This is a genomic window from Pseudomonas sp. P4_D7 (assembly GCF_056401755.1).
The window spans coordinates 23,242-48,636 of the sequence record NZ_JBFUIR010000024.1 but is presented as its reverse complement, the minus strand read 5'-3'; the positions used below and the strand labels follow the sequence as shown (position 1 = coordinate 48,636).

11 protein-coding genes are annotated in these 25,395 nt (G+C 61.3%); 4 read left to right on the top strand and 7 right to left on the bottom strand.

Features of this window, described 5'->3' with window-relative positions:
* Positions 1–14: 14 nt before the first annotated feature.
* The 6 genes from AC1DVF_RS16550 to AC1DVF_RS16525 all read right to left on the bottom strand — a co-directional run bounded on the left by AC1DVF_RS16550 (position 15) and on the right by AC1DVF_RS16525 (position 8,356).
* The gene (locus AC1DVF_RS16550; RefSeq protein ID WP_477782802.1) at positions 15–1,976 is read right to left on the bottom strand and encodes an acetyl/propionyl/methylcrotonyl-CoA carboxylase subunit alpha; all 1,962 of its coding nucleotides are present in this window, start codon (positions 1,974–1,976) and stop codon (positions 15–17) included.
* Between the two features lie 111 nt (positions 1,977–2,087).
* Positions 2,088–2,885 (bottom strand): enoyl-CoA hydratase/isomerase family protein, encoded by a 798-nt coding sequence (locus tag AC1DVF_RS16545; protein WP_320337681.1) that lies wholly within the window; start codon positions 2,883–2,885, stop codon positions 2,088–2,090.
* Positions 2,882–4,039: a citronellyl-CoA dehydrogenase gene (gene atuD, locus AC1DVF_RS16540; protein WP_186620625.1), complete on the bottom strand. Its 1,158-nt coding sequence runs from the start codon at positions 4,037–4,039 to the stop codon at positions 2,882–2,884. The genes AC1DVF_RS16545 and atuD overlap by 4 nt, the downstream gene beginning before the upstream one ends.
* A gap of 30 nt (positions 4,040–4,069) precedes the next feature.
* Complete coding sequence (atuC, locus tag AC1DVF_RS16535) at positions 4,070–5,686, bottom strand: geranyl-CoA carboxylase subunit beta (RefSeq protein WP_095048429.1); 1,617 nt, start codon at positions 5,684–5,686, stop codon at positions 4,070–4,072.
* A gap of 3 nt (positions 5,687–5,689) precedes the next feature.
* Positions 5,690–6,559: an SDR family oxidoreductase gene (locus AC1DVF_RS16530; RefSeq protein ID WP_477782801.1), complete on the bottom strand. Its 870-nt coding sequence runs from the start codon at positions 6,557–6,559 to the stop codon at positions 5,690–5,692.
* 12 nt (positions 6,560–6,571) lie between these two features.
* A complete protein-coding gene (locus AC1DVF_RS16525) occupies positions 6,572–8,356 on the bottom strand; it encodes an acyclic terpene utilization AtuA family protein (RefSeq protein ID WP_460091676.1) in 1,785 nt (594 codons plus the stop codon).
* Between the two features lie 184 nt (positions 8,357–8,540).
* On the opposite strand from AC1DVF_RS16525, the gene AC1DVF_RS16520 reads away from it, so the two are divergent.
* The 3 genes from AC1DVF_RS16520 (at position 8,541) to AC1DVF_RS16510 (ending at position 11,155) form a co-directional block, all read left to right on the top strand.
* Positions 8,541–9,164, top strand: a complete 624-nt coding sequence (locus tag AC1DVF_RS16520; protein ID WP_186620636.1) for a TetR/AcrR family transcriptional regulator — start codon at positions 8,541–8,543, stop codon at positions 9,162–9,164.
* A 92-nt stretch (positions 9,165–9,256) separates the two neighbouring features.
* Positions 9,257–10,054, top strand: coding sequence for a substrate-binding periplasmic protein (locus tag AC1DVF_RS16515; RefSeq protein ID WP_477782800.1), 798 nt, complete (start codon positions 9,257–9,259; stop codon positions 10,052–10,054).
* Positions 10,055–10,141: 87 nt separating this feature from the next.
* Positions 10,142–11,155, top strand: a complete 1,014-nt coding sequence (locus AC1DVF_RS16510; RefSeq protein WP_477782799.1) for a GNAT family N-acetyltransferase — start codon at positions 10,142–10,144, stop codon at positions 11,153–11,155.
* 137 nt (positions 11,156–11,292) lie between these two features.
* Here AC1DVF_RS16510 and AC1DVF_RS16505 read toward each other — a convergent pair whose 3' ends face one another.
* A complete protein-coding gene (locus tag AC1DVF_RS16505; protein ID WP_186620642.1) occupies positions 11,293–11,847 on the bottom strand; it encodes an RNA polymerase factor sigma-70 in 555 nt (184 codons plus the stop codon).
* A gap of 370 nt (positions 11,848–12,217) precedes the next feature.
* Here AC1DVF_RS16505 and AC1DVF_RS16500 point away from each other — a divergent pair, with 370 nt between their 5' ends.
* Complete coding sequence (locus tag AC1DVF_RS16500; RefSeq protein WP_477782798.1) at positions 12,218–25,216, top strand: non-ribosomal peptide synthetase; 12,999 nt, start codon at positions 12,218–12,220, stop codon at positions 25,214–25,216.
* Positions 25,217–25,395 lie beyond the last annotated feature (179 nt).

The window sequence follows — 25,395 nt, the reverse complement described above, 5'->3', positions numbered from 1 at the left end:
GGGCGTGTGGCTGACTACTCGACCTGCAACAGAACCTGACGATTTTTTACCTGATCGCCGACCTTGACCTGCACCCGCTTGAGCACGCCGTCGATACCGGCCTTGAGCGGGTGCTCCATTTTCATTGCCTCCAGCACCACCAGCAACTGACCCTTACTGACCGGACTGCCTTCGCTGACCAGTACGTCGACGATGGCACCGTCCATGGGGGCTTTCAGGGTGCCGGAGCTGACGCTGGTCTGACTGTCGATCACGGCGTGAGTTCGATCCTCAAGGTGCAGACTGCCGGGATGGCAGAACAACCAGAGTTGCTCGTCATTGAGGCGGTAGGTGTGGCGCTGACGAAGACCGTCAACTTCCAGCGTGACCGACTGGGCATCGTGGTCGATAAGTTTCAATTCAAGCGTGCGGTCGGCTATCTGCACTTTGAACACGCCGTGTGCCTCAGCGAGCAGTTGCACGGTCCAGGTCTGATCGTCGAGGCCGAGGCGATAATGCAGCGGCACATTCGCGTTATTGCGCCAGCCGTTAAGTGGTGCGCGGTGGCTGCGGGCGCTGGTTTGATAGAAAAGTACCGTTGCGATCGCCAGCTGCTCGGCATCCGGAATGGAGCGGTGCAGGCAAGGGTGATCACTGAAGTGCCGGGCGATGAAGGCAGTACTGAAGTCGCCGCTGATGAACTGCGGGTGTTGCAACAGACTGGCGAGCAGGCGCTGATTACTCTGTACACCCAATAGCACCGTGTCCTGTACCGCGCGCAACAGTTTGCGTCGGGCTTCCTCGCGAGTCGCACCCCAGGCGATCAGCTTACCGAGCATCGGGTCGTAGAACGGGCTGACCGATTGCCCTTCAAGCAAACCATGGTCGATTCGCGTACCGTGCTGCAGCGCCGGTTTCCAGGCTTGCACTCGGCCGGTTTGTGGCAGGAAGTCTTGCGCGGGATCTTCGGCGTAAAGCCGCACCTCCATGGCATGTCCGTTGAGCTGAACCTGATCCTGGGTCAGCGGCAACGGCTGACCTTCGGCAACGAGCAATTGCCATGCGACCAGATCCAGCCCGGTAATCAGTTCTGTTACCGGGTGCTCGACTTGCAGACGCGTATTCATCTCCAGAAAGTAGAACTGGCCGCGTGTGTCGAGCAGAAACTCAACGGTGCCGGCGCCGACATAGTTCACTGCGCGCCCGGCTTTCAATRCCGCTTCACCCATGGCCTGACGCAACTCGGCGGTCATCACCGGGCAGGGTGCTTCTTCGATGACTTTCTGATGGCGACGCTGAATTGAGCAGTCACGTTCGCCCAGGTAGATCAGGTTGCCGTGCTGATCGCCGAACAGCTGCACTTCGACATGCCGCGGTTCGATCAGCGCCTGTTCAAGGATCAATTCGTCGCTGCCGAACGCGTTCAATGCTTCGGAGCGCGCGGTGCGCAGTTGCGCCGGCAGATCAGCCGCATTTTGCAGCAGACGCATGCCGCGCCCACCACCGCCGGCACTGGCCTTGATCATCAATGGGTAGCCGATTCGCTCGGCTTCACGCAGCAGGGTGGCGTCGTCCTGTTCGGCGCCTTGATAACCGGCGATGCACGGCACACCCGCTTCGAGCATGGCGATTTTTGACTGGCGTTTGCTGCCCATCAATTCGATGGCTTCGACGCTGGGGCCGATGAAGATCAGCCCGGCCTGTTCGCAGGCACGGGCGAATTCGGCGTTTTCCGAAAGAAAGCCGTAGCCGGGATGGATCGCGTCAGCACCGCTGCGGCGAGCGGCGTCGAGGATCGCCGGGATGTTGAGGTATGACTGTTGAACGGGGGGCGGACCAATGCGAACGGCTTGGTCAGCCATCTGAACGTGCAGGGCCTTGGCGTCGGCATCGCTGAAGACGGCGACGGTGCGATAGCCCAAGGCTTGGGCGGTGCGCTGGATGCGGCAGGCAATTTCACCGCGGTTGGCGATCAGGATTTTGTGGATGGCGGGCATGGTGATCTTCCTGAGTATTTGGCGGTGAATGTGATGGCCTCATCGCGAGCAGGCTCACTCCTACATTTGGAATGCATTTCCCCTGTAGGAGTGAGCCTGCTCGCGATGCTTTTAAGTGGCCCACCGAGGTTTACGCTTCTGCACAAAAGCCATGGTTCCCTCCACACCTTCGGCGCCAGTCACTGCCTCGCTAAACCACTGCGCCGCCTCATCGAGCAATTCACTTGAAGGCTGCCCGGCACTCGCCAACAACAATTTCTTGGTCATGGCATTCGCCTCCGGCGCGCAACACAGCACATGTTGCAACACCTCATCCAGCCGCTCAGCCAAGGCCTGCGAATCCTCTTCGACAAAATGCACCAGCCCCAGACGGCGCGCCTGGTGCCCATCGAAACGTGCGGCGGTCAGTGCCAACCGACGGGTTTCGGTGAGGCCGATGCGCTGCACCACAAACGGCGCAATCTGCGCCGGCAGCAAGCCGAGGCTGGTTTCCGGTAAACCGAATTGCGCCTGATGATCGGCAATCGCGATGTCGCTGACACAGGCCAGACCGAAACCACCGCCGAGCACCGCGCCTTGCAGCACGGTGATCAGCACTTGCGGCGTGTGCTGGGCTTCTTCCAGCAGGGCGCCGAACGCCCGGTTCAGAACGCGATAAGCCTCGGTGCCTTGAGCGCGAGCGCTGGCCATGTCCTTGATATCGCCACCGGCACAGAAATGCCCGCCGGCACCGCTGAGCACCAACGCCCGAACAGCGCGGTCATCACGCACAGCCGCCAGCACCGTGCGCAGTTCAGCCACCATCTGCAGGCTCATCGCATTTCGACTGTCCGGCCGATGGAGGGTGATGTGCAGCACGCCGCCATGCAGTTCCAGCAACAGCGTCTGACATTGCGGCAGGCTGCTCATTTCTTTTTCCCCGGGAGGATGCCCATCAGTTTGCAGATAATCCCCAACATGATCTCGTCGGCGCCGCCGCCAATCGATACCAGCCGGACATCGCGGTAGGCGCGGGCCACCGGGTTGTCCCACATGAAACCCATGCCGCCCCAATATTGCAGGCAGCTGTCGCTGACTTCGCGGCCCAGACGCCCGGCCTTGAGCTTGGCCATCGACGCCAGCCGCGTGACGTCCTGGCCTTTCACGTACTGCTCGGTGGCCTGATAGACCAGCGCGCGCAGGCATTCGATTTCGGTCTGCAATTCGGCGAGGCGGAAGTGGATGACCTGGTTGTCGATCAGTGCATTGCCGAAGGTCTTGCGCTCTTTGCAGTACTCAATGGTGCTGTCGACGCAATATTCCAGCCCCTTGATCATGTTTGCCGCGCCGAACAGGCGTTCTTCCTGAAACTGCAGCATCTGCATCATGAACCCGGCGCCTTCATGGCCGATGCGATTGCGCTGTGGCACGCGCACGTTGTCGAAAAACACCTGGGCGGTTTCCGAGCTGCGCATGCCGAGCTTGTCCAGGTGCGAGCTGAGGCTGATCCCCGGCGTGTTCATCGGCACCATGATCAGCGATTTGTTGATGTGTGGTTTGTCGTCCGAGGTGTTGGCCAGCAGGCAGATGAAATCGGCGCTCGGCGAGTTGGTGATCCACATCTTGCTGCCGTTGATCACATAGTCGTCGCCGTCCTTGCGCGCGGTGGTTTTCAGCCCGGCGACGTCGGAGCCTGCACCGACTTCGGAGACGCCGATGCAACCAACCTGCTCGCCAGTGATCGCTGGGCGCAGGAACTCTTCGCGCAATTCATCGGAGCCGAAACGGGCGAGGGCAGGCGTACACATGTCGGTCTGCACGCCGATCGACATCGGAATGCCGCCGCAATGAATGGTGCCGAACTCTTCGGCGGCGACAATCGAATAGCTGTAATCGAGGCCCATGCCGCCGAATTTTTCCGGCTTGGAAATCCCCAGCAAACCGAGGTCGCCGGCCTGGCGGAAAATCTCGTGGATCGGGAAGCGTCCAGCCTTTTCCCATTCGTCGACGTGCGGATTGATCTCGTGCTCGACAAATTGGCGGACGGTACGGCGCAGGGCTTCGTGTTCCGGGGTGAAGATCATTGTTATTGTTCTCCGTAGGGTCCGTGGCGGTCAGAACCGGCTGACGCCGAAGCTATTGGGTTGCAGCTTGCGAATGTCGGCCTCGTGGCAGATGTCCAGCAAGTAGCCGAGCAGGGTGCGTGTGTCGCGGGGATCGATCAGCCCGTCGTCCCACAGGTTGGCGCTGCCATAGAGAGCGGTAGACTGGCTGTCGAGTTTCTGCGCGGTGACTTGTTCGAGCATGTCGAGCATTTTCGGGTCTGGCGTCAGGCCGTCCTTCAACTGCTTGGCTTCGGTAACGATGCGCAAGACTTTGCCGGCCTGCGCACCGCCCATCACCGCCGTGCGGCTGTTCGGCCAGGCGAAGATGAAGCGCGGATCGAGTCCGCGTCCGCACATCGCATAGTTGCCGGCACCGTAGGAACCGCCGACGACCATCGTCAGTTTAGGCACCCGTGCATTGGCTACCGCTTGAATCAGTTTCGAGCCGTGTTTGATCACGCCTTGCTGCTCGGATTCGGTGCCGACCATGAAACCGGTGGTGTTGTGAAAGAACAGCAGCGGCGTCTGGCTCTGATCGCACAACTGAATGAACTGCGCCGCTTTGCTCGCGCCGTTGGGTGTGATTGGGCCGTTGTTGCCGATGAACCCGCAGGCGCGGCCCTGAATCTTCAACTGGCCGCAAACAGTTTGCTGATCGAACTCGCCCTTGAATTCGACGAAGCAGGATTCGTCGGCAATGCGCGCGATGATTTCGCGCACGTCGTAAGGTTTTTTCGGATCGTCGGGGATCAGCCCAAGCAATTCATCGATGGGGTAGAGCGGCTCTTTGTATTGCGGCTCCGGCAACCACGGCAGTTGCTCGTTCCACGGCAACATACGGAGGATTTCACGGACCTGACGCACGCCATCGGCATCGTTTTCAGCGAGGTATTCAGCCGTTCCGGCGACCTGTGCGTGCATCTCGGCGCCACCGAGTTCTTCATCGGTGGCGACTTCGCCGGTGGCCGCTTTCAGCAGTGGCGGACCGGCGAGAAACAGCTTGGCCTTGCCGCGCACCACCACCACGTAATCCGACAGCCCCGGCTGATAAGCACCACCTGCCGTGGCCGAACCATGCACCACGGTAATCTGCGGCAAACCCATTGCCGACATCCGCGCCTGATTGGCAAAACTGCGCGCGCCTTCGACAAAAATCTCGGCGGCGTAATTGAGGTTGGCGCCGCCACTTTCGGCAAGGGTGATCACCGGGAGTTTGTTTTCCTGGGCGATCTGTTGCAGGCGCAGGGATTTTTTCAGGCCAGTGGGCGAGATCGTCCCGCCCTTGATTGCGCTGTTGTTCGCCACCACCATCGCGCGAATGCCGCAGACGTAACCGATACCGGCGATCAGTCCGCCACCGGCGGAACTGCCGTCCTTGTCGTCGTGCAACTTGTAGCCGGCGAGGCTGGCCAGTTCGAGAAACGGCGCGCCGGGATCGAGCAACAGATTCAAGCGCTCACGGGGCAGCAGTTGCCCGCGCTTGTCGAACCTGGCTTTGGCTTCGGTGGCCTTGTTCAACAGGCTCTGTTCGAGTTGCTGCACATGTTCGATCGCCGCGAGCATGGCCGAGCGGTTGCGGGCAAACGCTTCGCTGTGCGGGTCGAGTCGGGACTGGATCTGCGGCATGGCTTACTCCTTGTCCTTCAGCACATCGGGTAAATAGGCGCGGTGAAAGCCGTTGAACGACTCGCTGTGGGTCGCCTTGTGCAACGGCCATGCACGGCTGCCGAGGCTGGCCGCGCCGTCGATTTTCAAGGTGCTGCCACTGATAAATGCGGCGGCCGGGCTCAGCAAAAAAACAATCGCCGCACTGACTTCCGACTCGGTGCCGATACGCTTGAGCGGCACGTGTTCGCGCAGGGTCGGAATCACCGCTTTGAACGCGCCTTCGTAAGTGTCCATGCCGCTGGAGGCAATCCAGCCCGGCGCCACCGCGTTGACCCGCACGCCGGCATAACCCCATTCGAACGCGGCAGTTTTGGTGAAGTTGTCCATGCCCGACCGCGCCGCGCCAGAGTGACCCATGCCGGGCATGCCGCCCCACATGTCGGCGAGCATGTTGACGATGTTGCCGCCGTGTTTGCTCATCGACTGGTTGAACACTTCCCGCGCCATCAGAAAACCACCGACGAGGTTGGTGCGCAGCACGGTTTCGAAACCTTTCTGATTGATCGAGGCCAAGGGCGACGGGTACTGGCCGCCGGCATTGTTGACCAGACCTTGGATCGGTCCGTGTTCAGCAATCAATTCGCTGACCAGCTGTTTTACCGCTTCTTCATCGCGGATATCGCAAGCCTTCCAGTGCGCGCGGCCACCGTCCTCGGCGATTTCGTCGGTGACCTTTTGCAGTTTCTCCGGCTTGCGCCCGACCAGCAGCACATTGGCGCCGAGGGCCGCCAGTTCATGGGCGGTGCAGCGACCGATGCCACTGCCGCCACCGGTGACGATGATGGTCTGGCCGCTGAACAGACCGGCGTGGAAAATCGACGCGTAAGCCATGCAAACAATCCTCTAGTCGAGCTGTTCGGCGATGCTCTGCGGCACCGGGATCTGGATTTCCAACAGTTGCTGGGCGAAGGCTTTGCCTTGCGGATCGATGCGCAGACTGGCCACGCCACCACCGCCTAGGGCGTTTTCCAATAGAAAATTCAGGCTGTGGGTGCCGGGCAGATACCAGCGTTCGACGCGGCCGTGGATCGGGTCGAGTACATGATTCATCCAGTCGACAACCACGGCCGGGGTCAGTGCTTCGGCGATCCACGGCAGGTATTCGGGTTTGCGCGGCATCACGCCAATGTTGCTGTGATTGCCCTTGTCACCGGAACGCGCGACGGCCAGTTTCACCAGCGCCACACTGGCATCGGCGCGGCCCTGTGGTTTGGGCGGCTGATGGGGCAGGGGCAAATCCGCGCTGTCGAGTGCGCTGAGCGAAGGCAGGGCGCATGGATAACGTTGACCGGCCATGTCGATCTGTACCGTGCAGGCGCTTTTATCGATCAGGAATGAAAACAGACGAATCAGCGGATACACCGTTGGCCGCCCGCCGACGATGCCGGTCAGCCCCGGCGCCATGCCGGTCGCGGCCTGGGCAATTTCCCGGGAGAACAGTACCAGCGCCTGTTTGCTCGGGTGGCGCACGGCGAGCTTGATCACCACTTCGCGGCTGTCGCGGCGCTGGCCGTGGGGGCCGTAGGTGGCTTCGCTGCCGAGCAGTTCGATGTTGATTTCGCTGTAGGGCGCCCAGCCGCGCTGGCTGAACATTTGCGAAGTCTTGTCGATGATCGACTGACTGACCCGCTGCGCTTTTTCCACTGCATCGATACCGGCGATCAGGCAACTGGCGGTGCAACGAAACCCGTCCGGGTAGGTGGCGCTGATCTTGTATTTATCGCTCGGTGGCAGGCCTTTGGCGCCGTGGACGTGCACGGCATTCTTGCCTTGTTGCTGAAGTCTGACCCCAGTGAAATCACAGACCACATCAGGCAACAGATACGCCTGTGGATCGCCGATTTCATACAGCATCTGTTCGCCGACAGTCAGCGGGGTGACCAGTCCGCCTGAGCCTTGCGGTTTGCTGACGATGAACTGGCCGTCGGCGCTGACTTCCACGATCGGAAAGCCGATGTGCTCGTAATCCGGCACTTCGCGCCAATCGGTGAAATTGCCGCCGGTGCATTGCGCGCCGCATTCGATGATGTGCCCGGCGAGCGCAGCCTGGGCGAGTTTGTCGTAGTCGTGCCATGACCAGCCGAATTCATGCACCAGCGCCGCACTGACCACCGCGCTGTCGACCACGCGCCCAGTGATGACAATGTCGGCGCCCAGGCGCAGCGCTTCGACAATGCCCGGCGCGCCAAGGTAGGCGTTGGTCGACACGCACATTGGCGGCAGCGGGGCGCCGCTGAACATTTCGGTGATGCCGCTGAGCTGTTTGAGCTGTGGTTGCAGATCATCGCCCAGTAATACGGCGATTTTCAGTGCGACGCCGGCCTTGTCGCAGACCGCTTGCAGCGCGGCGGCGCAGGCTTGCGGATTGATCCCGCCGGCATTGCTGATCACGCGGATGTTCTGCTCGGCCAGTTGTGGCAGCAGTGGTGTCAGCACGTCGATGAAGTCGCCGGCAAACCCCGCCTGTGGGTCTTTCATGCGTGCCCCGGCCATGATCGACATCGTGATCTCGGCCAGGTAATCGAACACCAGATAATCCAGCTTGCCGCCCTCCACCAGTTGCGCGGCGGCGGTGGACGTATCTCCCCAGAATGCACTGGCGCATCCGATGCGAACGGTGGTGGGCATTTTTATCTCCGACTCAGCAACCTGCGACAGAAGTGCTCTGAGGCTACCAAGCAAGCGCTTGGTTTGTAAACAGTTGAAACTATCTTCTGCCCAAGCGCTTGCTTGGTTGCCGCTGGCGGCTTAAATTGCGCGCAACCCTGCGGTTTCAGGGGGCAACAGACTGATCGACTGTAGGAGAGAACGGGTGGACGAGCAAAAAGCCCTGAGGGTCATGCGCGATTTGGTTGATGAAGGCCAATTGACCGACCCCGACAGCGCCCGCGGCAAATTGCTGCAAGTGGCTGCTCACCTGTTCCGCAACAAAGGCTATGAACGCACCACGGTGCGCGATCTGGCCGGCGCCGTCGGCATCCAGTCGGGAAGCATTTTTCATCACTTCAAAAGCAAGGATGAAATCCTCCGGGCGGTGATGGAAGAAACCATCCGCTACAACACCGCGTTAATGCGGGCAGCCCTGGCCGATGCGGCCAATGTGCGCGAACGCGTGCTGGCGCTGATTCGCTGCGAACTGCAGTCAATCATGGGTGGCAGCGGTGAAGCCATGGCAGTGCTGGTTTACGAATGGCGTTCGCTGTCCGAAGAAGGCCAGGTCAAAGTGCTGGCACTGCGCGATGTCTACGAGGACATCTGGCTGCAAGTGCTGGGTGAGGCCAAGGACGCAGGATTTATCCGTGGCGATGTATTTATTACCCGACGTTTCCTCACTGGCGCACTGTCCTGGACGACCACCTGGTTCCGTGCCGGCGGCAGTTTGAGCCTCGATCAGTTGGCCGACGAGGCGCTGATTCTGGTCCTCGAAGCGCGTTGAAGCACTTTCTATCCGGCCGGGAAACTGGCTAACTGGGCGAAACCGCCTAGCTTGAATGCATTGATCGGTATTTTTTCGGGGAGTGGGGTGTTTTGAAGTCTTTGCCAATTCGGACGGCCGCGGGGTTGATGCTCGCAGCGCTGGCTGTATTTTGGGTATTGCCCGCTCAGGCAGCGCAATTGGTCCGGGTCGGCGCGGCGCATTTTCCGCCTTACACCGTTCGCCCGGAAAACGGTGCCGACACAGGCCTTCTGCCGCAATTGGTCGAGGCCCTCAATCGCCTGCAAAGCGACTATCAGTTCGTCCTCGTGCCCACCTCGATTCCCCGGCGTTTCGGTGACTTCAAGCAGGGCCGGATCGACATGGCAATTTTCGAGAATCCCGATTGGGGCTGGAAGGAAATTCCCCACACAGATGTCGACATGGGCCTTGAGGATGCGGAAATTTTCGTCGCACAACGCGAAGATGGCCGGCAGCAGAATTATTTCGCCGACCTCACTGGCAAGCGCCTGGCTCTGTTCAGCGGTTATCACTACGAGTTCGCCAACTTCAACGCTGACCCGAAATACCTCGCACAGAATTACAACGCCACGCTGACCTATTCCCACGACAGCAACCTGCTGATGGTGCTGCGCGGGCGCGCTGATGTTGCCCTGGTGACCCGTTCCTATCTGTTCGATTACCTGCTGCGTAACGAAAAAGTGCGCGACGAGTTGCTGGTGTCGCAGCGCATCGATCAGGTCTATCACCATTACGCGATTCTTCGTCCGACCGCGCCGATCACCGGCGCGGCGTTTGGCAAGTTGTTGCAGGGTTTGCGCGACAACGGTGAAATGCTGAAGATTTTCGATCCGTACAAGATTGCCGTAGTGCCGGTGCCTCACCACTGAGGCAGCGATTTGCGGGCAAAGCCTAAATTTACCCTCCCGGATCACGTCCCATCGTTGAACTGTCGACGATTATCGTGAGCCCGACCCATGTCCAATCTGAATGACCTGACTTCCCTGGCCCTGCCTGCGGGCAGTCAACTGATCGCTGATGTCAGCGAAAGCCGTCTGAGCCTGAGCCTGGACGGACAACCGCTGATCCGCTTGCGCCTCGATCAAGACGCAAAGGGGCCGATCCAGATCGATGAGCGTTTTGCGTTGCCGCCCGGGCAGGCGTTGTGGGCAGCCTGTTACTGGCTGTTCGCGCGGGATCCGGCGTGCCGGCAATTGACCTGGCAACTCGATCAGCCACCGACCGAAGCGTTGCTCAGTGGCTTGCTGGTGAGCACCGAAGTGGCTGGCGAATATCGCTGCGAGCGCACGCTGTTCTGGCAATTGCCGCAACCTTGGCTTGGGACTTCGCTGACGGGCAGCTATCCGCAGCAAATGGTCATCAGCCAAGGTAAACGTCATCCGCTGCGGCCAGTCAAACCGCGCGGTGAAGTGTATCGGCGTTTCGATGCCCGCCTTGGTGCGTGGATTTCCCTGCGCACTGTAGAGATCGAAGCAGACCTGGCGCGCTTCAACCGCTGGCAGAACAGCCCGCGCGTCGCCAGTTTCTGGCAGGAAGAGGGCAGCCTCGAGAAGCATCGCGAATACCTGAGCAAGCTCGATACTGACCCGCATACGCTGACGCTGATTGGCTGTTTCGATGATCAGCCGTTTGCCTATTTCGAAGCCTACTGGGCCAAGGAAGATCGCATCGCGCCGTTCTACGATGCCGACAACTACGATCGCGGTATTCACATGCTGGTCGGCGAGGAAGAGCACCGTGGCCCGCATAAAGTGGCGAGCTGGTTATCGGCGCTGGTGCATTACCTGTTTCTGGATGATCCGCGCACTCAGCGGGTGGTCGCCGAGCCACGGGCCGACAACGCGAAGATGATCGGCCATATGCAGAATCAGTGCTTCCACTGCGAGAAGGAATTCGACTTTCCGCACAAGCGCGCGGCGCTGATGATGTTGGGGCGTGAGCGGTTTTTTGATCGGTGCAAACTGGCGTGATGATCTGGCTTCAGGATTTTCTGTGATCTTGAGGCCGCCTTCGCGAGCAGGCTCGCTCCCACATGGGTTTTGTGGCAATCACAAATTCCGTGTGGGAGCGAGCCTGCTCGCGAATGGCTTGACGCAAAATCTGAATCTTAACGACGACCCACGGCTACCGCATCCCGCCGACTGCCCGACACCTTGCGGCAGTGCACCAGTGCATCACGAATCATGAAGTTGACCAGGGTTGGCGAAACCCCCAGTTCCTTGGCAATGTCCTTTTGCGGSACGCCRTGCAGGCGGTACATCTCGAACGCATAGCGCGTGCGGCTGGGCAGTTCGGTCAGCGCGTCGGCGATGTTTTCCAGAGTCGAGAAGTTGATATGCGAGGTTTCCGGCGAAGCACCCTGGATGACCACATTCAGCCCTTCCTCTTCAGGGCCGGAGTACTTCTGCTCAAGCGCCTGTTTGCGGTAGTGATCGATGGCGAGGTTGCGCACGATCTGGAACAGATAGCTCAGTTGAGCCTTGATCGACGACGTGATCGGTGGCGCCGATTGCAGTCGGAAAAACGCATCCTGCACCACATCTTCGGCGCGCGAACGGCAGCCGGTAATGCGGGCTGCAATCTTGACCAGAATCAGTCGATTGTCGACGAATGCATGAAGTAGCGGTGAATCGCACTTGCTTGTGGATACTTGTTCCGTCATGGAAATCACCTTGCTGCCAAATAGGTTCGTGGGGCGCCTTGGGGGAGGGGCGTCCTACACATCGAGCGACAAATTATGTTGAATGATAATGATTGTCAATTGAGAAAGAGAAGTAATGCGCTACAAAAGTGCGTTCTGAGAACTGCGACACGCCGCCGCACCCCGGCCGCATTGGCGCTCCTGCCCGCCGACTAATTATTTCAAGACGTCATCCGTTCTCATTGGTGAATGGTTCCGGGCGCACAACCCCGGCCACACCACATTCCGCAGCCTTGCGTGGTCGGCACAGACCGCGCCCTGCATGCCCTTCGAGGGGCGTGACGCAGCAAACCCGATTCCATTAGCAAGCCGAATTCAGGCAGGAAACCTCATGACCGACGCGTTCGAACTCCCCAGCACCCTGGTCCAAGCCCTCCAGCGCCGCGCGGCCCTGACGCCGGATCGACTGGCCTTGCGTTTTCTCGCCGAAAACGAAGAGCAGGCTGTGGTACTCAGTTATCGTGAGCTGGATGAGCGCGCACGCACCATTGCGGCAGCGCTGCAAGCCGAGGCTGCCTTCGGTGACCGCGCGGTATTGCTGTTTCCCAGCGGTCCGGATTACGTCGCGGCATTTTTCGGTTGCCTTTACGCCGGCGTGATCGCAGTGCCGGCCTATCCGCCGGAATCCGCGCGCCGTCACCATCAGGAGCGTTTGCTGTCGATCATTGCCGACGCCGAACCGCGTCTGCTGCTGACCAGCGCCGAGCTGCGCGACGCCTTGCAGCAGATCGAGGGTGCGCCGCCGTTGTTGTGTGTCGACACTCTCGACAAGACACTGGCGCAAAACTGGGTTGAACCGAGCCTGCCGCAAGACCACATCGCTTTCCTGCAATACACCTCCGGTTCGACTGCACTGCCCAAAGGCGTGCAAGTCAGCCACGGCAATCTGGTCGCCAACGAGCTCCTGATCCGTCACGGTTTCGGCATCGACGTGAACCCTGACGATGTGATCGTCAGCTGGCTGCCGCTGTACCACGACATGGGTTTGATCGGTGGTCTGCTGCAGCCAATTTTCAGCGGCGTGCCATGCATTCTGATGTCGCCGGCGTACTTCCTCGGTCGGCCATTGCGCTGGCTGGAAGCGATCAGCGAATACGGCGGCACCATCAGCGGCGGGCCGGACTTYGCCTATCGCTTGTGCAGCGAACGGGTCAGCGAGTCGGCGCTGGAACGTCTCGATCTGAGTCGCTGGCGCGTGGCCTATTCCGGTTCCGAGCCAATCCGTCTCGACACCCTTGAGCGCTTCGCCGAGAAGTTCGCCGCATGCGGTTTCAGTGAGCACAGCTTCATGGCCTCGTACGGTTTGGCCGAAGCCACGCTGTTCGTCGCCGGCACCCCGCGCGGCACCGGTATCCCGGCACTGCGCGTGGACGATCAGGCGCTGGCACAAAACCGCGCCGAGCCGGGCGATGGCAGCCCGATCATGAGTTGCGGCATCAGCCAGCCGGAACACGCGGTGCTGATCGTCGAGCCGAACACGCTCGTCGAACTCGCCGACAACGCGGTCGGCGAAGTCTGGGCCGCAGGCCCGAGCATCGCCCACGGCTACTGGCGCAATCCTGAAGCGAGCGCCAAGACCTTCGTCCAGCACGCCGGCCGCACCTGGCTGCGCACCGGCGACCTGGGCTTCATGCGCGACGCTGAGCTGTTCATCACCGGACGCCTGAAAGACATGCTGATCGTGCGCGGCCACAACCTGTATCCACAGGACATCGAAAAAACGGTCGAGAACGAAGTGGAAGTGGTGCGCAAGGGTCGCGTCGCTGCATTTGCGGTCAGTCAGGACGGCGAAGAGGGCATCGGCATCGCGGCGGAAATCAGCCGCGGCGTGCAGAAAATCCTCCCGCCGGAGGCGTTGATCAAAGCCATTCGCCAAGCCGTGGCTGAGGCTTGTCAGGAAGCCCCGAGCGTGGTGGTGCTGCTTAATCCCGGCGCCTTGCCGAAAACTTCCAGTGGCAAATTGCAGCGCTCGGCGTGCCGCAATCGTCTGGCCGATGGCAGCCTCGACAGCTACGCGGTGTTCCCGTCGAACACCGTTGAAAGCCAGGATGCAGTCACCAGCGCCTCAGAACTTGAAGGCTTGATCGGCAAGATCTGGGCTGAGCAACTCAACGTCAAACAGGTCAATGCCGACGACCACTTCTTCCTGCTCGGCGGCAACTCGATCGCCGCTACGCAAGTGGTCGCCCGCGTGCGTGAAGAACTCGCGCTTGAGCTGAACCTGCGGCTGTTGTTCGAAGCTCCGACCCTGGCTGCGTTCGCCGCAGCCGTTGCGCAACAGCAGCAGGACGGCGGCAGCGCCCAAGGTGCAATCACCGCGTTGTCGCGCAGCGAGCCGATGCCGCAATCGCTGGCGCAAAACCGTTTGTGGATCACCTGGCAACTCGACCCACAGAGCAGCGCCTATAACATTCCCGGTGCCCTGCGTTTGCGTGGCGAACTGGACGAAGACGCTTTGCGTGCCAGCTTCCAGCAACTGATCGAACGCCACGAATCCCTGCGCACGCGTTTCTTCGAGCGCGACGGCGTGGCCCTGCAACAAGTGACTGTCGGCGCCAAATTCAACCTGCAACTGATCGACATCAGCGACTTGCCGGCGCCCGATCGCGAGGCCCGTGCGCAACAAATCCGCGAAGACGAAGCACGCACCCGGTTCGACCTGGAAAAAGGTCCGCTGCTGCGGGTGACGCTGGTGCGTCTCGACGACGAAGATCACCAATTGCTGGTGACGCTGCACCACATCATTGCCGACGGCTGGTCGCTGAACGTATTGATCGACGAATTCTCGCGCCTGTACGCCACCGCTTCGCAAGGGCTGACGGCCAACCTCGCGCCATTGCCAACCCAGTACGCCGACTACGGCAGCTGGCAGCGTCAATGGCTGGCGCAAGGCGAGAGCGCGCGGCAACTGGCCTGGTGGAAAGCGCAGTTGGGCGACGAGCATCCAGCGCTGGAGCTGGCCACCGATTACCCACGCTCCGCCAAGCAAACTCACAGCGCCGCACGCCACACCGTGCGTCTGGGCGCGAGCCTCAGCGATGCGCTCCGTAACACGGCACAGGCTCAGCAATCGACCCCGTTCATGCTGTTGCTCGCGGCATTCCAGAGCCTGCTGCATCGCTACAGCGGTCAGCGCGACATCCGCATCGGCGTACCGAACGCCAACCGTCCACGCCTGGAAACCCAGGGCCTGATCGGCTTCTTCATCAACACCCAAGTGCTGCGAGCAGAGATCGATTCGCGCCTGTCATTCGTTGCGCTGTTGGCCCAGACCCGCAACGCCGCACTCGGTGCCCAGGCGAATCAGGATCTGCCCTTCGAACAACTCCTCGAAGCCTTCCCGCAGGCCCGCGAACAAGGTCTGTTTCAGGTCATGTTCAACCACCAGCAACGTGATCTGAGTGCGCTCAAACGTCTGCCGGGTCTGCTCGCCGAAGAACTGCCGTGGCACAGCCGCGAAGCCAAGCTCGACCTGCAATTGCACAGCGAAGAAGACCGTAACGGTCGCCTGACCCTGTCGTTCGACTACGCCAGCGAACTGTTCGATGTGGCGACCATCGAGCGTCTGGCCGAGCATTTCAGCAACCTGTTGCGCGACGTCTGCGAACGTCCGGAGCAAGCCATCGGTGATCTGCAACTGCTGACCGCCACTGAGCACGATCAGCAACAACACTGGGGTGTTGCGCCATGCACCCCGGCGCAACAATGGCTGCCAGAACAGCTCAACGAACAGGCGCGCCTGACCCCGGAACGCACCGCGCTGGTGTGGGACGGCGGCAGCCTCGACTTCGCCGAATTGCATACGCAAGCCAACCGCCTCGCGCATTACCTGCGCGACAAAGGCGTCGGCCCGGATGTCTGCGTGGCCATCGCCGCCGAGCGTTCGCCACAACTGCTGATCGGCTTGCTGGCGATCATCAAGGCCGGCGGCGCCTATGTGCCACTGGACCCGGATTACCCGGCCGATCGTCTGGCTTACATGCTCAGCGACAGCGGCGTCGAACTGCTGCTGACCCAGACCGAATTGCTCGGCCGCTTGCCGGCCAGCGACGGCGTCAGCGTGATCGCCATGGACGCGCTGCACCTGGAAAACTGGCCGAGCCAGGCACCGGGCCTGCACTTGCACGGCGACAACCTCGCTTACGTGATTTACACCTCGGGTTCCACCGGTCAACCGAAAGGCGTCGGCAACACCCACGCGGCACTGGCCGAGCGTCTGCAATGGATGCAGAACACCTACTGCCTCGATGAAACCGATGTGCTGATGCAAAAGGCACCGATCAGTTTCGACGTGTCTGTGTGGGAATGCTTCTGGCCACTGATCACCGGTGCGCGTCTGTTGATTGCCGGCCCCGGCGAACATCGCGATCCGCATCGCATCGCCCAGCTGGTTCAGGCCTATGGCGTGACCACGCTGCACTTTGTACCGCCGCTGCTCGCGCTGTTCATCGACGAGCCGCTGAGCGCCGAATGCACCAGCCTGCGCCGGGTGTTCTCCGGCGGCGAAGCGCTGCCCGCCGAACTGCGCAACCGCATCCTCGCGCAACTGCCGGCGGTGCAATTGCACAACCGTTACGGCCCGACTGAAACCGCGATCAACGTCACCCACTGGCATTGCACCACTGCCGATGGTGAGCGCTCGCCGATCGGTCGTCCGCTGGGCAACGTGATCTGCCGCGTGCTCGACGCCGATCTCAATCCGCTGCCGGCCGGTGTGCCGGGTGAACTGTGCATCAGCGGCATCGGTCTGGCTCGCGGTTACCTTGGTCGTCCATCGATGACCGCTGAACGCTTTGTGGTCGATCCATTGGGCGAGCAGGGCGCCCGGTTGTACCGCACCGGCGACCGCGCGCGCTGGACATCCGATGGCGTGATCGAATACCTCGGCCGCCTCGATCAGCAAGTCAAACTGCGTGGCTTCCGCGTTGAACCGGAAGAAATCGAAGCACGCTTGCTCGCCCAGGACGGCGTCGCCCAAGCCGTGGTGCTGGTGCGCGAAACCGCTGCCGGTGCGCAGCTGATCGGCTACTTTGCCGCGACCGATGCCAGTGAAAATCCTGACGAGCAAATCACCCGGCTGAGAACCGCGCTGGCCGCCGAGCTGCCGGAATATATGGTCCCGACGCAACTGATGCGTCTGGATGCCATRCCCCTGAGCCCCAGCGGCAAACTCGACCGCCGCGCCTTGCCCGAGCCGCAATGGCAAGTGCGTGAACACGTCGAACCGGTCACTGCACTGGAACAGCAGATCGCCGCGATCTGGCGCGAAGTGCTCGGTCTGCCTCAAGTCGGTCTGCGCGACGACTTCTTCGCCCTTGGTGGCCACTCGCTGCTGGCCACGCAAATCATCTCGCGTACTCGTCAGGCCTGCGACGTCGAGCTGCCATTGCGCGCGTTGTTCGAGCACAGCGAACTGGCTGATTTCGCCGAACAGATCCGCTTGATCCAGGCCAGCGGTCGCACCAACAAACAGCCACCGATCGACAAGGTCGATCGCAGCCAACCGGTGCCGTTGTCGTACTCGCAACAGCGCATGTGGTTCCTCTGGCAGATGGAACCGGACAGCCCGGCCTACAACGTTGGCGGCATGGCGCGCCTGCGCGGCGTGTTGCATGTCGAGTGTTTCGAGGCCGCGTTGCAAGCGCTGATCCTGCGCCACGAAACCCTGCGCACCACCTTCCCGAGCGTCGACGGCGTCGCCCGTCAGCAGGTGCATGGCGAAACCGGTGTGCGCATGGGTTGGAAGGATTTCTCGAAACTTGCCGCTGATGTGCGTGAGCAGAAGGTTCAGCAGTTTGCCGACGAAGAAGCGCATCTGCCGTTCGATCTGGAAACCGGCCCGCTGCTGCGCGCCTGTCTGGTGAAGACTGCCGAGCACGAACATTACTTTGTCCTGACTCTGCACCACATCGTCACCGAAGGCTGGGCGATGGATATTTTCGCCCGGGAACTCAGTGCGCTGTACGAAGCCTTTGTCGATGACCGTGATTCGCCGCTTGAGCCGCTGCCGGTGCAGTACCTCGACTACAGCGTCTGGCAACGCAACTGGCTGGAATCCGGCGAGCGTCAGCGCCAACTCGACTACTGGACCGCGCAACTCGGTCGTGAACATCCGCTGCTGGAATTGCCGGGGGACCGTCCGCGTCCCCCAGTGCAAAGCCATCAGGGTGAGCTGTTCCGTTTCGACCTTAGCGACGACCTCGCCGCGCGGGTTCGTGCGTTCAATGCGCAAAACGGTCTGACCCTGTTCATGACCATGACCGCCGCACTCGCGACGCTGCTTTACCGCTATAGCGGCCAGACCGATCTGCGCATTGGCGCGCCGGTGGCCAACCGCATTCGCCCGGAAAGTGAAGGGTTGATCGGTGCGTTCCTCAACACCCAAGTGCTGCGTTGCCAGCTCGACGGCATGATGTCGGTCGGCGAACTGTTCGAGCAGGTGCGTCACACCGTGATCGAAGGCCAGTCGCATCAGGATCTGCCGTTCGATCACCTGGTTGAAGCCTTGCAACCGCCGCGCAGCGCTGCGTACAACCCGCTGTTTCAGGTGATGTGCAACGTGCAGCGCTGGGAATTCCAGCAGAGCCGCATGCTCGCTGGCATGACCGTCGAGTACCTGGCCAACGATGCACGAGCGACCAAGTTCGACCTCAACCTGGAAGTTACCGACCTCGACCATCGCCTCGGTTGCTGCCTGACTTACAGCACCGATCTGTTCGACGAGCCGACCATCGCGCGCATGGCCAAGCATTGGCGCAATCTGCTCGAAGCGCTGATCGCCGATCCGCAGCAGCGCCTCAGTGAATTGCCGCTGCTCGATGCGCCTGAGCAACAGCACCTGCTCGACAGCCTCGGCATCGAGTCGGGTGAGCATCGTCTCGATCAGTGCATTCATCACCTGTTCGCCGAACAGGCGCTGGCCCGCAAAGACGCGCCGGCCCTGACCTTCGCCGGGCAGACCCTGAGCTACGCCGAACTCGACGCCCGCGCCAATCGTCTGGCTTGGGCCTTGCGTGAGCGCGGTGTTGGTCCGCAAGTGCGGGTCGGCCTGGCGCTGGAGCGTTCGCTGGAAATGGTCGTCGGCCTGCTGGCGATTCTCAAGGCTGGCGGTGCGTATGTGCCGCTGGACCCGGAATACCCGCTCGACCGTCTGCATTACATGATCGAAGACAGCCGCATCGGCCTGCTGCTCAGTGATCGCGCCATGTTCAAAGCCCTTGGCGATCTGCCGCCAAGTGTGGCGCGCTGGTGTCTGGAAGAAGACAGCGCGGCACTCGCCGCTTACCCGGCCCGCGAGCTGCCGTTTATAAGCCTGCCGCAGCATCAGGCGTACCTGATTTACACCTCGGGTTCGACCGGTAAACCAAAAGGCGTGGTGGTCTCCCACGGCGAAATCGCCATGCACTGCCAAGCCGTGATCGAGCGGTTTGCCATGCGCCCCGACGACTGCGAACTGCATTTCTATTCGATCAACTTCGACGCGGCGACCGAGCGCCTGTTGGTGCCGTTGCTCAGTGGCGCGCAGGTGGTGTTGCGTGCGCAGGGTCAGTGGGACGCGGAAGAAATCTGCGGCTTGATCCGCACGCATAAAATCAACGTGCTTGGTTTTACCCCGAGCTACGGCAGTCAGTTGGCGCAGTTCCTCTCGACGCAAAACGAAATCTTGCCGGTGCGGATGATCATCACCGGCGGCGAAGCGCTGACCGGTGAACACCTGCAACGGATTCGCGCGGCGTTCCAACCGGCGATGTTCTTCAATGCCTACGGCCCGACCGAAACCGTGGTCATGCCGCTGGCCAGTCTGGCGCCGGAGGTACTGGAAGAGGGCGCCGGCAGTGTGCCGATCGGCAGCGTGATTGGCGCGCGCGTGGCGTACATTCTCGACGCCGATCTGGCATTGGTACCGCAAGGCGCGACGGGTGAATTGTTCGTCGGTGGGGCCGGTCTGGCGCAGGCCTATCACGACCGTCCGGGCATTACCGCCGAGCGTTTTGTCGCTGACCCATTCGCCACCGATGGCGGGCGCATGTATCGCACCGGTGACCTGGTGCGCCAGCGTGCCGATGGTTTGGTGGAATATTTGGGACGAATCGACCATCAGGTGAAAATCCGTGGATTCCGTATCGAACTGGGCGAAATCGAAACGCGTCTGCTCGATCACGAGTCGATCCGCGAAGCCGTGGTGCTCGCACTGGATGCCCCGAGCGGCAAGCAACTGGTTGGCTATCTCGTCACCGAGGTTGCTGAGCAAAGTGAAGCCCGTCAGGCTGAACTGCGCGAAGCCCTGAAATCGCACCTCAAGGCGCAATTGCCGGATTACATGGTGCCGACCCACCTGATCCTGCTGGCGAGCATGCCGCTGACCGCCAACGGCAAACTCGACCGCCGCGCGTTGCCTGCGCCGGACCCTGAGTTGAATCGTCAGGACTACGTCGCGCCGAGTAACGAACTGGAGCAGACCCTGGCGCAGATCTGGTGCGAAGTACTCAACGTCGAGCAGGTCGGCCTCAACGACAATTTCTTCGAACTCGGTGGCGACTCGATTCTGTCGATTCAAGTGGTCAGCCGCGCGCGGCAGCAAGGCATTCATTTCAGCCCGCGTGATCTGTTCCAGCATCAGACCGTGCAAACCCTCGCCGCTGTGGCCAGTCGTACCGAGCAGGTGACGGCCGAGCAAGGCCTGGTGGCTGGCGAATCGGCCCTGACGCCGATTCAGCACTGGTTCTTCGACACGGAAATCCCTGAACGTCAGCACTGGAACCAGGCGTTGTTGCTGGAGCCAACTGTGGCGCTGGAACCGCATCGTCTGGAGCAGGCGCTGCTGGCGGTGATTGAGCAGCATGACGCCTTGCGTCTGCGCTTCACCGAGGCCGACGGCCAATGGCAAGCGACGCATCAACCAGCCTCCGATGCGGTGGTGTTGTGGCAAGTGCGCGTGACCTCGATGGACAAGTGTGAAGCACTGTTCGCTGATGCTCAGCGCAGTCTCGATCTTGAACAAGGCCCGTTGGTGCGTGCCGTGCTGGTCGATGGCCCTGAAGATCAACAACGCCTGTTTATCGCCATCCATCACTTGGTCGTCGACGGCGTGTCGTGGCGCGTTCTGCTCGATGATCTGCAAACCGTGTATCGCCAACTCGACGGCGAACAAGCGGTGAAACTGCCGGCGAAAACCAGTGCCTTCAAAGACTGGGCGGCACGTTTGCAGGCCTACGCCGGCAGCGAATCCCTGCGCGAAGAACTCGACTGGTGGCAGACCCAACTGGCCGGGCCGAACGCTGATCTGCCCTGCGAAAATCCGCAGGGCGGCCAGCAGAATCGTCACGCACAAACCGTCAGCGTGCGCCTCGATGCCGAGCACACCAAACAGTTGTTGCAACAGGCTCCGGCGGCCTATCGCACGCAGGTCAATGACCTGCTGTTGACGGCGTTGGCCCGAGTGTTGTGCCGCTGGAGCGGTCAACCGTCGGCGCTGATTCAACTGGAAGGCCACGGCCGCGAAACCCTGTTCGACGAGATCGACCTGACCCGCACCGTCGGCTGGTTCACCAGCGCTTACCCGTTGCGTCTGACCCCGCACAACATCGAAGAAGCTGCGGGGCAGGGCGCTTCGATCAAGGCAATCAAGGAGCAACTGCGCGCGGTACCGCACAAAGGCCTCGGTTACGGCGTGCTGCGTTATCTCGCCGATGACCTCAGCCAGCGCAGCATGGCCGCGCTGCCGCAGGCGCCGGTTACCTTCAACTACCTCGGCCAGTTCGACCAGAGCTTCGGCAGTGATGCGCTGTTCCGTCCGCTGGACGAGCCGGTCGGTGCCGCTCACGATCCGCACGCGCCATTGCCCAACGAGTTGAGCATCGACAGCCAGGTTTACGGCGGTGAATTGCTCCTGCGCTGGACCTTCAGCGCCGAGCGTTATGACGCGCAGACCATCAACGATCTGGCCGACGCTTACCTCGGTGAGCTGCAAAGCCTGATCGCCCATTGCCTGCAAGACGAGGCCGGCGGCCTGACGCCATCGGACTTCCCGCTGGCCAGGCTGACTCAGGCGCAACTCGATGCCTTGCCGGTGCCGGCCGCGCACATCGAAGACGTCTATCCGCTGACGCCGATGCAGGAAGGCATGTTGCTGCACACCTTGCTCGAACCGGGCACCGGCCTGTACTACATGCAGGATCGCTACCGCATCAACAGCGAACTCGACCCGCAGCGTTTCGCTCAGGCCTGGCAAGCGGTGGTCGCCCGTCACGAAGCGCTGCGTGCCTCGTTCTGCTGGAACGTTGGCGAAGACATGCTGCAAGTGATTCATACGCCGGGTCGTACGCCAATCGAATATCTGGACTGGAGCGCCATCGCTGAAATCGAGCAGGAACCGAAGCTGCAAGCGCTGCTGCAACGCGAGCGCGAGGCCGGTTTCGATCTGCTCAATCAGGCGCCGTTCCACTTGCGCCTGATCAAGGTCGGCGCGTCGCGTTACTGGTTCATGATGAGCAACCACCACATCCTCATCGATGCCTGGTGCCGCTCGTTGCTGATGAACGACTTCTTCGAGATTTACACCGCGCTGGGTGAGGGTCGTGAAGCGCAACTCGCCGTACCACCGCGTTACCGCGATTACATCGGCTGGCTGCAACGCCAGAGCCTCGCCGAAGCGCGGCAGTGGTGGCAGCAGAACCTGCAAGGGTTCGAGCGCACCACGCCGATTCCGAGCGACCGTCCATTCCTGCGTGAACATGCCGGTGAAAGCGGCGGCATGGTCGTCGGCGACCGCTACACCCGCCTCAATGTCGAGGACGGTGCGCGTCTGCGGGAACTGGCGCAGGCGCATCAACTGACCATCAACACCTTCGCCCAAGCGGCGTGGGCCTTGGTCCTGCGGCGCCTAAGCGGTGATCGTGACGTGCTCTTCGGCGTCACCGTGGCCGGGCGTCCGGTGGACATGCCGGAGATGCAACGCACCGTCGGTCTGTTCATCAACAGCATCGCGCTGCGGGTGAAAATGCCCGGGGACGATCAGCGCAGCAGCGTGCGTCAGTGGCTCAGTGGTTTGCTCGACAGCAACATGCAACTGCGCGAGTACGAATACCTGCCGCTGGTGAACATTCAGGAACAAAGCGAATTGCCGAAAGGCCAGCCGCTGTTCGACAGCCTGTTCGTCTTCGAGAATGCCCCGGTGGAAGTCTCGGTACTGGACCGTGCGCAGAGCCTGAATGCGACCTCGGACTCGGGCCGAACGCACACCAACTTCCCGCTGACGGCGGTGTGTTACCCGGGCGATGACCTCGGTCTGCACCTGTCGTACGACCAGCGTTATTTCGACGAATCGACCATCGAGCGCATGCTCGGCGAGTTCAAACGTCTGCTGCTGGCGCTGGTCGATGGCTTCCATGGCGACATGGCCGATCTGCCGCTGCTAGGCACAGAGGAACAGGACTTTCTGCTGCACGGTTGCAACCAGAGTGCCCACGATTATCCGCTGGAGCAGAGCTACGTGGCGCTGTTTGAAGCGCAGGTTGTCGCGCATCCGCAGCGCATCGCCGCCAGTTGCCTGGATCAGCAACAGAGCTATGCCGAGCTGAACCACAATGCCAACCGTCTCGGCCATGCACTGGTCGCCGCCGGTGTGCAGATGGATCAACCGGTGGCCTTGCTCGGCGAACGCAATCTCGATCTGCTCGGCATGATCATCGGCAGCCTCAAGGCTGGCGCGGGTTATCTGCCGCTGGATCCGGGCCTGCCGAGTCAGCGTCTGCAACGCATCATCGAGCTGAGCCGCACGCCGGTGCTGGTCTGCTCCAAAGCATGCTTTGAACAGGCGCAGACCTTGCTGGATGAATTCAGCTGCGCCAATCGCCCGCGCTTGTTGGTCTGGGAAGAGATTCAAGCGGCAGCGACAGCGGCGCAGAACCTCGGCATTTACAGCGGCCCGGACAACCTCGCTTACGTGATCTACACCTCGGGTTCGACCGGCCTGCCGAAAGGCGTAATGGCCGAACAGCGCGGCATGCTCAATAACCAGTTGAGCAAGGTGCCGTATCTGCAACTGAGCGAGGCCGATGTGATTGCGCAGACCGCTTCGCAAAGCTTCGATATTTCGGTCTGGCAATTCCTTGCCGCGCCATTATTCGGCGCGCGGGTGGACATCGTGCCGAACACCATCGCTCACGATCCGCAGGGTTTGCTGGTGCATGTGCAAGCGCAGGGCATCACCGTGCTGGAGAGTGTGCCGTCGCTGATTCAGGGCATGCTCGCCTCGGAGCGCCTGAGTCTGGATGGCTTGCGCTGGATGCTGCCAACCGGCGAAGCGATGCCACCGGAACTGGCGCATCAATGGCTGCTGCGTTATCCGGACATTGGTTTGGTCAACGCGTACGGTCCGGCGGAGTGCTCGGACGACGTGGCGTTCTTCCGTGTCGACATGGCGTCGACGCGCGGCAGTTACTTGCCGATCGGCACGCCGACCGACAACAACTTGCTCTATCTGGTCGATGGTGCGCTGGAACTGGTGCCGTTGGGCGCGGTGGGTGAGTTGTGTGTTGCCGGGACCGGCGTCGGGCGCGGCTATGTCAGCGATCCGCTGCGCACCGCGCCGGTGTTTGTACCGAACCCGTTCGGTGCGCCGGGCGAGCGTCTGTATCGCACCGGTGACCTGGCGCGGCGTCGCAGCGACGGTGTGCTGGAGTACGTTGGCCGTGTTGACCATCAGGTGAAGATTCGCGGTTATCGCATCGAGCTGGGTGAGATCGAAGCGCGCCTGCATGAACAGCCGGAAGTGCGCGATGGCGCGGTCGCTGTGCAGGAGGGCGTCAACGGTAAACACTTGGTCGGTTATCTGGTTGCGGCCGATTCGGCACTCAATCCGAGCGAACGCCTGGAGCGGATCAAGCAGCGCCTGCGCGCCGAACTGCCAGAGTACATGGTGCCGCTGCACTGGTTGTGGCTCGAGCAAATGCCGCTGAACGCCAACGGCAAACTCGATCGCAAAGCCTTGCCGGCGCTGGAGATCGGCCAGTTGCAGAGCGAGGATTATCTGGCCCCGCGCAATGATCTTGAACAGACGTTGGCTGATATTTGGGCCGAGGTGCTGAAGGTCGAAAAGGTCGGTGTACGCGACAACTTCTTCGAGCTGGGCGGGCATTCGTTGCTGGCCACGCAGATCGCCTCGCGGGTGCAGAAAACCCTGCAGCGGGATGTGCCGCTGCGAGCGATGTTCGAGTGCAGCACGGTGGAGGAGTTGGCTGAGTACGTCGATGGATTGGCGGCGAGTGATATCACCGAGGAGAAGGTTGATCGGTTGAATGATCTGATGGCGGAGCTGGAGGGCCTCTGATTCTCTAGTGTCTGCACTGGCCTCATCGCGAGCAGGCTCACTCCTACAGGGGAACGCATTCCAAAATGTAGGAGTGAGCCTGCTCGCGATGAGGCCGGTACATTCATGTACATTTCCAAGGTTGACGATAAAGAACCGGCAGCTCAGTCTGCCGGTTCTCTTTTTTGTCGCGGGGGTGG

Excerpts from the sequence above, each read along its gene's own strand:
- atuC (WP_095048429.1), bottom strand. The coding sequence starts at position 5,686 with ATGCCGCAGATCCAGTCCCGACTCGACCCGCACAGCGAAGCGTTTGCC.
- atuD (WP_186620625.1), bottom strand. The coding sequence starts at position 4,039 with ATGATCTTCACCCCGGAACACGAAGCCCTGCGCCGTACCGTCCGCCAA.
- AC1DVF_RS16530 (WP_477782801.1), bottom strand. The coding sequence starts at position 6,559 with ATGGCTTACGCGTCGATTTTCCACGCCGGTCTGTTCAGCGGCCAGACC.
- AC1DVF_RS16545 (WP_320337681.1), bottom strand. The coding sequence starts at position 2,885 with ATGAGCAGCCTGCCGCAATGTCAGACGCTGTTGCTGGAACTGCATGGC.
- AC1DVF_RS16510 (WP_477782799.1), top strand. The coding sequence starts at position 10,142 with ATGTCCAATCTGAATGACCTGACTTCCCTGGCCCTGCCTGCGGGCAGT.
- AC1DVF_RS16525 (WP_460091676.1), bottom strand. The coding sequence starts at position 8,356 with ATGCCCACCACCGTTCGCATCGGATGCGCCAGTGCATTCTGGGGAGAT.